Here is a 7,192-nt window from a genome sequence, read left to right on the forward strand (position 1 = left end):
TGGGAACAGGTTGTCTCCGTGAGAATGGAAAACCTGCGGAGGCCGCTGAGCCGCCGTCCCCTTGTGGTCATTGAGGTTGAATCGTGGGGTACCCCTTATGTCGCAGTCATTCGTTTGGTGCCTTCCGGGAGGCAGAACACGGAAACTGGTTTGGCGCTTGCCGACATGATCCTGGCGAAGCGGCCTCGCATTCCTTTCCTGGAGGATCGGGCCTAGCCAAGGGTGCAAGTTCGTCGTTAATCCGCGAGGGCGGGTGAAGATCACTTCAAGCCCGCCCAGGTGTAGCCTCACGGTACTTTGCAGCAACTGACGGTTGGGGATATCAGTGGACCTTCTTGGCACCATCATGGCCCCGTTCAAATGGCTGGTCTCAGCCATGATGGCGGGTTTCCATGACGGACTCAGCGCCATCGGCATGCCGGCGGCCAGCGGCTGGACGTGGACGCTGTCCATCATCGGGCTGGTGCTGGTGATCCGCGCCGCCCTGATCCCGGTGTTCCTCAAACAGGTCAACGTCCAGCAGCGCATGAGGCGGTTGCAGCCGGACCTGAAGAAGCTCCAGGACAAATACAAGGGCAAGACCGATCCGGTCTCCCGCCAGGCCATGGCGCAGGAACAGATGGCCCTCTACAAGGCGCACGGCACCAACCCGTTCTCCGCCTGCCTGCCCCTGCTGATCCAGATGCCCTTCTTCTTCGCGCTGTTCCAGATGCTGTCCGGCATCAGCGCCGCGGCCGGCCAGGGCGAATCCGTCGGGGCCATGAGCGCCGAACAGGTCGCGCAGTTCGACGAGTCCACGATTTTCGGCGCCCCGCTCTCGGCCTCGCTGCTGCACGGCGGCGGCGGCAGTCAGCTCTCGGTGTGGATCCTCTCCATTGCGATGATCCTGGCCATGACGGCCTCGCAGCTCATCACGCAGCGGCAGATCATGGCCAGGAGCCTGTCCGGCGAGGCCGTGGCGACACCGCTCATGGGCCCGCAAAAGGTGCTGCTGTACAGCCTGCCGGTCGTCTTCGGTGTGGGCGGGATCGTGTTCCCCATCGGCGTCCTGATCTACTGGACCACCACCAACCTGTGGACGATGGGGCAGCAGTTCGCTGTCCGGTGGGACAGAATGGGACCATGACGCGCATCGCAATCATCGGCGGCCACGGCAAGGTGGCTTTGGAACTGTCCAGGATCCTCGCGGCGGAAGGGCACGGGGTCACCTCCTTTATCCGCAACCCGGACCATGCGGCCGACGTCGCGGCCACCGGCGCCACGCCGGCGCTGCTGGATGTGGAGAACGCGACGACGGCGCAGATCGCCGGAGCCCTCCACGGACACGACGCCCTGGTGTGGTCGGCCGGAGCCGGCGGCGGCAGCCCCGAACGGACCTACGCCGTGGACCGCGACGCCGCGATCCGTTCCATGGACGCAGCGGCGGAAGCGGGCGTCAGCAGGTACGTCATGGTGTCCTATTTCGGGGCCGGGCCGGACCACGGAGTCCCCGCGGACAACGGCTTCTTCGCCTACGCCGAAGCCAAGGCCGCGGCGGATGAGTACCTGCGCGGTTCAGGCCTTGACTGGACCGTCCTGGGCCCCGGAACGCTGACCGCGGGACCCGGCAACGGGATGATCGACGTCGCCCCCGCCGACACGTCCGACGGCACCGAAACCGCCCGGGCCAACGTCGCCCTGGTGGCGGCGGCGGTCCTCGGGCTGCCGGCCACGATCGGGCGTACCATCGAGTTCCGGGACGGCACGCTCCCGCTCGCGGCAGCGCTGGAACCGTTGGGCTAGCCCAGGACCCTTCCCGATAGGGTGGTGGGGGCGGTCCGCGCATCCACCCGGGATGGCCCGGCCGCCTCCGGGGGAAGCGGGCACATGGATCAGTTGGCACTCATCGTTGGACTTCTGCTGGCTACGGTGGGCGCTGTCGGTCTCGGAGAGAAGCTGAGGCTGCCCTACCCGGTGCTGATGCTGATCTTGGCCGTTGCCCTGACGTTCATCCCCGGCTTCCCGGAGATCCAGATCCCGCCCGAGCTGATCCTGCCCATTTTCCTGCCCCCGCTGCTCTTCGCGACAGCGCAGCGCAGTTCGTGGGCTGTTTTCCGGGTCCGCTGGCGCACGTTGCTGATGCTTGCCGTCGCGCTCGTGGTGGTCTCGACGGCGGTGGTCGCGGGCGCGGCCTGGCTCATGATCCCGGGCATCGGCATACCGGCCGCGATCGCCCTGGGCGCCATGGTGGCCCCGCCCGATCCCGTGGCCGTGGACTCCATCGCCAGCCGGGTCCACATGCCGCGGCGGCTCATCAACGTGCTCCAGAGCGAGGGCCTGTTCAACGACGCCGCCGCCATCGTCATCTTCCAGGCGGCCGTGGCCGCCGCCGTCGCCGGCACCAAGATTGCCTCCGACGTCGTCCTCCAGTTTGTCCTGGGAGCTGCGATCGCGGTGGTTGTGGGGATCGGCATGGGCTGGCTCACGAGCCTGATCACCCGCCTGGTGACCTCCATGGTGGCCCGGAGCGCCGTCACCCTGGTGGTGCCGTTTGCCGCCTACATCCTGGCCGAGGAGGTGCACGCCTCCGGGGTGATCGCCGTCGTCGTCACCGCGCTGGAAATGCAGCGGCACTCCCGGCCCGGGGACGCCGCGGAGAGGGTCACCCGCACCGCGTTCTGGGACGTCGTGGAACTGCTGGTCACCGGCCTGGCGTTCGGGCTGGTGGGGCTGGAAGTACGGCAGGTCATCCACGACGAAGGCAGCGGCGTTTTCGGCATGGTCGGGACGGCCGCGGTGGTGTGCGTCCTGGTGTTCGCCGCACGCTTCGCCTGGCTGGCCATGATGTCCGGCCTCTCCCGGGCGAGGAAGGATGTTCTGCGCCCTACTTCGGCCAAGGACGTTCTGATACTCACGTGGTGCGGCATGCGCGGCCTGGCCACCCTGGCGCTGGCCCTGGCTCTTCCGCTGACCGTTGCGGACGGCACGCCGTTCCCGGCCCGCAGCGAGCTGCTGGTGATCGCCTGCGCCGTGCTGCTGGCCACCCTGGTGCTGCCCGGGCTGACGCTGCCGTGGCTCATGCGGGTCCTGAAGGCGTCCGAGGACGGTTCCGAAGAACGCGACGCCGCCCGCGTGTTGGCGAGCCGGGCGCAACAGGCAGCGATCGCGGCCCTGAAGGACAATGAGCTCATGAAGGAGCTGCCGGCGGATAAGGTGGCGCTCGTGAAGGAGAAAATGACCCGGCTGCACGCCGAGTTGCTGGACGGGAGCCTGCGGAATGAAAGCGCGGGGGAGCAGCGCAAGCGTGGCCGGGAACTGGCGATTGCGGTGCAGACGATCGCCCTCGATGCGGCCCGCCGGGAAGTCGTAGCGGCCCGGAACGAGCCGGGCATGGACCCGGAAGTCGCGGACCGGGTGCTGCGGCAGCTGGACCTGCGCACCATGATCATGCCGGACTAGGGCTCAGGCCGGGCCGGGGAGGGCCAGCTCCAAGGCATTCGCCTCAACGTAGTCCAGGGCGTGCCGGACCGCGCCCGCCGTGACGATCGCGTCGCCCAGGGGTGAGACCGTCACCCGCGGGGGAGTCGCGGTGAAGCGGGGAAGCAGCGCTGTGATGCCCGGCAGCAGCGCCCCGGCGGACTCGGCGACGGCGCCGCCAATCACCACCTGCTCGGGGTTGATCAGGCTCGCGATCGAGGCGATGACCCGGGCCATGCGCTCCGAAATCCGGTCCAGGATGGCCAGGGCCGCGGGGTCTCCCGCGGCCGCGTCCGCGAAGACGCGCGGCGCACTGGCAGGGCCGCCCGCGGAGGGTCCGCCGCCGGCCGCCGACCACTGCCGCACCAGGGCGGCGATGCCGTCGCTGGAGCCAACACCTTCCACCATGTCCAGATAGCCCATCTCGCCGGCGGCCCCGCCGCGGCCGTGGAGCAGGCGGCCGGATTCCATCACGCCGGCGCCCAGGCGTTCGCCGGCCAGGAGCACCACCAGATCATCCACACCCACGCCGGACCCGCGCCAGCGCTCACCGAGCGCAGCCAGGTTGGCGTCGTTCTCCAGGAGCACGGTCCAGCCGTGCAGCTCCTTCAGCGCGGAGCGGAGCCCGACGTCGAACAGGCTCCAAAAACGCTGCGTCACCAGAACGTTGCCGTCGCGGTCCACCGGCGCTGCGATCCCGGCGCCGACGGCCAGGACTCTGCCCGGGTCCGCTCCCGCGGCGTCCAGCGCCTCGCGGCAGGCGAGATCGACGACGCCGATCCGCTCCTGCGCGGGGATGTCCGCCGCGCGGAAGCTCCCGCTGGAACGGCCGATCACCGTGCCGCGGAGGTCGGCCACGGCGGCGGTGGTGGTCGCGGCACCAATGTCCAGGCCCAGCACGAAGCCCGCTCCCCGGTTGAAGGCAAAGCGCCGGGCCGGCCGGCCCTTCCGCGGACTTGCCGGGTCTGCGGGCTGGTCCTGCTCCACGATCCAGCCCCGGCCGATCAGGTCCTCGCAGACGGCAATCACCGAGGCCCGGGTCAGCCCGGTCAGGGCCATCAACTCGGTTCCGGTGGCAACATCGGCGCCGCGGATGTGGCGCAGCACGGCCTGGGCGTTGACGCGGCGCAGCAGCTGCGGCGTGGCGGCGGCTGCGTGCGGCATCACTTCTTGACCTCTTCTGTCCCCGGACCCATAATTGTTCAGGCAATATATTTAGCTTGTATCTAAATTACCAGAAACCCTCCCAGACCCGAAGGAATCTCCTTTGACCAACACCGCCACGCTGGCAACCCTGTCCGGTTCCGACCTCGCCGCCGACCCCAACTGGTGGCGCCAGGCATCGGTGTACCAGATCTACCCGCGGAGCTTTTCGGACTCCAACGGTGACGGCCTGGGCGACATCAAGGGCATCACCGCCAAGGTCCCGTACCTGAAGGACCTCGGGATCGACGCCGTCTGGCTCTCCCCGTTCTACCCCTCGGCCCTCGCCGACGGAGGCTACGACGTCGATGACTACCGCGACGTGGACCCCAAGCTCGGCACCCTGGCGGACTTCGACGAGATGTCCGCCGCGCTGCACGCCGCCGGCATCAAGCTCATTGCCGACATCGTCCCCAACCATTCCTCGAACCGGCACGAGTGGTTCCGGGAGGCCCTGGCCTCCCCGCGCGGCTCCGCGGCCCGCGACCGCTACATCTTCCGCGACGGTCTCGGCGAAAACGGCGAGCTCGCGCCGTCGGACTGGGAATCCGTCTTCGGCGGCCCGGCCTGGGAGCGCATCACCGAGCCCGACGGCACGCCCGGCCAGTGGTACATGCACATCTTCGCCAAGGAACAGCCGGACCTGAACTGGGCCAACCGGGAAATCCGCGACGACTTCCTCAAGACGCTCCGCTTCTGGTCCGACCGCGGCGTGGACGGCTTCCGCGTCGACGTCGCCCACGCGCTGACCAAGGACCTCACCGAGCCGCTGATCTCCAAGGTGGAGCTCAGCGCCGCCAACACCGGAACGGACGGCTTCCCGGACGGCTCTCACCCGTTCTGGGACCGCGATGAAGTCCACGAGATCTACGCCGAATGGCGCGAGGTGTTCAACGAATACAACCCGCCGCGCACCGCCGTGGCCGAGGCCTGGGTGCACGCCACCCGCCGCGCCCGTTACGCCAGCCCGGAGGGCCTGGGCCAGGCGTTCAACTTCGACCTCCTGCAGGCCGACTTCGACGCCGGCGAGTTCCGCGAAATCATCGCGCGGAACCTCGCCGAGGCCACCGAGTCCGGTGCCTCCTCCACCTGGGTTTTCTCCAACCACGACGTCGTCCGCCACGCCACCCGCTACGGCCTGCCCCAGGGCGGCGGCAAGCACGCCCAGGGCCAGGACGGCAAGGGCTGGCTGCTGGCCGGCGCCCCCGTCGAGGAGCTCGACGTCGAACTCGGCCTGCGCCGGGCCCGCGCCGCGACCTTGCTGATGCTGGCCCTGCCGGGTTCGGCCTACCTCTACCAAGGCGAGGAACTGGGCCTGCAGGAAGTCGCGGAGATCCCCGACGCAGAGCGCCAGGACCCCACCTTCTTCCGGAACAAGGGCGTGGAGATCGGCCGCGACGGCTGCCGCGTGCCCCTGCCCTGGGCCCCGGAGGGCACCTCGTTCGGCTTTGGCGCCGGCGGGGCACACCTCCCGCAGCCGGCATGGTTCAGCCGCTACGCGGTGGCAGCCCAGGACGGCGTGGAAGGCTCCACGCTCGAGCTCTACCGAAAGGCCCTGAAGCTGCGCCGCGAACTCCAGACCTCGGAGGAACTGCAGTGGCAGGAATCCGGCAGCGCCGACGTCCTGCGCTTCAGCCGTCCCGGCGGCTGGCAGACGGTGACCAACTTCGGCGACGCGCCGGTTGACCTGCCGGCCGGCGAGGTGCTGGTCAGCAGCGGCCCGCTGGATGGCGGGCAGCTGCCGGCCAACACCACCGTCTGGTTGCGGTGAGTCCCGCACCGCAGGCTTCGCCCGGCACGCCCGCCGGCGGCAACCTCCCCCAGGAACTCGTCTACGGCTGCATGGGCCTGGGCGGCGACTGGTCGGCCGAGCCGTACTCGTCCGCACACGTGGACGAGGCGGCCGCGGCCGTCGAGGCCGCCCTGAACGCGGGCATCACACTGTTCGACCACGCGGACATCTACACCAACGGCAAGGCCGAAGCCGTGTTCGGCGAAGTCCTGGCCCGCACCCCCGGGCTGCGGGAGAAAATCCGGCTGCAGACCAAGTGCGGCATCCGGCTCAACGAGCAGGGCCTGGAGGCCTACTACGACCTCAGCCGGGACGGCATCCTGGCGCGGGTCAACGAAAGCCTGGCCCGGCTCCGGACGGACTACGTCGACGTGCTCATGCTGCACCGCCCGGATCCCCTGATGGATCCGGCGGAGGTGGCCTCCGCCGTCGGGCAGCTCATGGCCGAAGGCAAGGTGCGGGCCGTGGGCGTGTCCAACATGTCGGGCCCGCAGATCGAGATGCTGCAGGACCGGCTCGAGGTTCCCGTGGTGGGCAACCAGCTCGAAATGAGCCTGCTGAAACGGGCATGGCTGGAAAGCACGGTGCTGGTCAACCATGCCGAGGGCACGGACTACAGCTTCCCGCACGGAACCGTGGAGCACTGCGTCCGGAACGGCATCCGGCTGCAGGCGTACGGGTCGCTGGCCCGCGGCCTCTACACCGGGGCGCCGGCGGCCGCGCGGACGCCGGCCGAGGAGG

At 69.3% G+C, this 7,192-nt stretch carries 7 protein-coding genes; 6 read left to right on the plus strand and 1 reads right to left on the minus strand.

Features of this window, described 5'->3' with window-relative positions; translation table 11 throughout:
* The 4 genes from Y706_RS29755 to Y706_RS0110155 form a co-directional block, all read left to right on the plus strand.
* Positions 1-216 (plus strand): hypothetical protein (locus Y706_RS29755; protein ID WP_043435895.1); only part of this gene is annotated, 216 nt, incomplete at its 5' end.
* 109 nt (positions 217-325) lie between these two features.
* Positions 326-1,126 (plus strand): membrane protein insertase YidC, encoded by an 801-nt coding sequence (gene yidC, locus Y706_RS0110145; RefSeq protein ID WP_028276504.1) that lies wholly within the window; start codon positions 326-328, stop codon positions 1,124-1,126.
* The gene (locus Y706_RS0110150) at positions 1,123-1,782 is read left to right on the plus strand and encodes an NAD(P)H-binding protein (protein WP_028276505.1); all 660 of its coding nucleotides are present in this window, start codon (positions 1,123-1,125) and stop codon (positions 1,780-1,782) included. The genes yidC and Y706_RS0110150 overlap by 4 nt, the downstream gene beginning before the upstream one ends.
* An 84-nt stretch (positions 1,783-1,866) precedes the next feature.
* On the plus strand, positions 1,867-3,438 hold the full coding sequence (locus Y706_RS0110155) for a Na+/H+ antiporter (protein WP_028276506.1): 1,572 nt from the start codon (positions 1,867-1,869) through the stop codon (positions 3,436-3,438).
* A 3-nt stretch (positions 3,439-3,441) separates the two neighbouring features.
* Here the strand turns inward: Y706_RS0110155 and Y706_RS0110160 are convergent, their stop codons facing one another.
* On the minus strand, positions 3,442-4,620 hold the full coding sequence (locus tag Y706_RS0110160; RefSeq protein ID WP_028276507.1) for an ROK family transcriptional regulator: 1,179 nt from the start codon (positions 4,618-4,620) through the stop codon (positions 3,442-3,444).
* A gap of 103 nt (positions 4,621-4,723) precedes the next feature.
* On the opposite strand from Y706_RS0110160, the gene Y706_RS0110165 reads away from it, so the two are divergent.
* Positions 4,724-6,430, plus strand: coding sequence for a glycoside hydrolase family 13 protein (locus Y706_RS0110165; protein WP_028276508.1), 1,707 nt, complete (start codon positions 4,724-4,726; stop codon positions 6,428-6,430).
* Between the two features lie 71 nt (positions 6,431-6,501).
* On the plus strand, positions 6,502-7,192 hold a 691-nt coding region (locus tag Y706_RS24800; protein ID WP_253906759.1), incomplete at its 3' end, for an aldo/keto reductase.

Origin of the sequence: Arthrobacter sp. I3 (assembly GCF_000520575.1) — a bacterium.
Classification (GTDB): Bacteria; Actinomycetota; Actinomycetes; order Actinomycetales; family Micrococcaceae; genus Arthrobacter; species Arthrobacter humicola_A.

Bases quoted from the DNA above. Each gene is read 5' to 3' on its own strand.
- Y706_RS0110155 (WP_028276506.1), top strand. From the start codon at position 1,867: ATGGATCAGTTGGCACTCATCGTTGGACTTCTGCTGGCTACGGTGGGC.
- Y706_RS0110160 (WP_028276507.1), bottom strand. From the start codon at position 4,620: ATGCCGCACGCAGCCGCCGCCACGCCGCAGCTGCTGCGCCGCGTCAAC.
- Y706_RS0110150 (WP_028276505.1), top strand. From the start codon at position 1,123: ATGACGCGCATCGCAATCATCGGCGGCCACGGCAAGGTGGCTTTGGAA.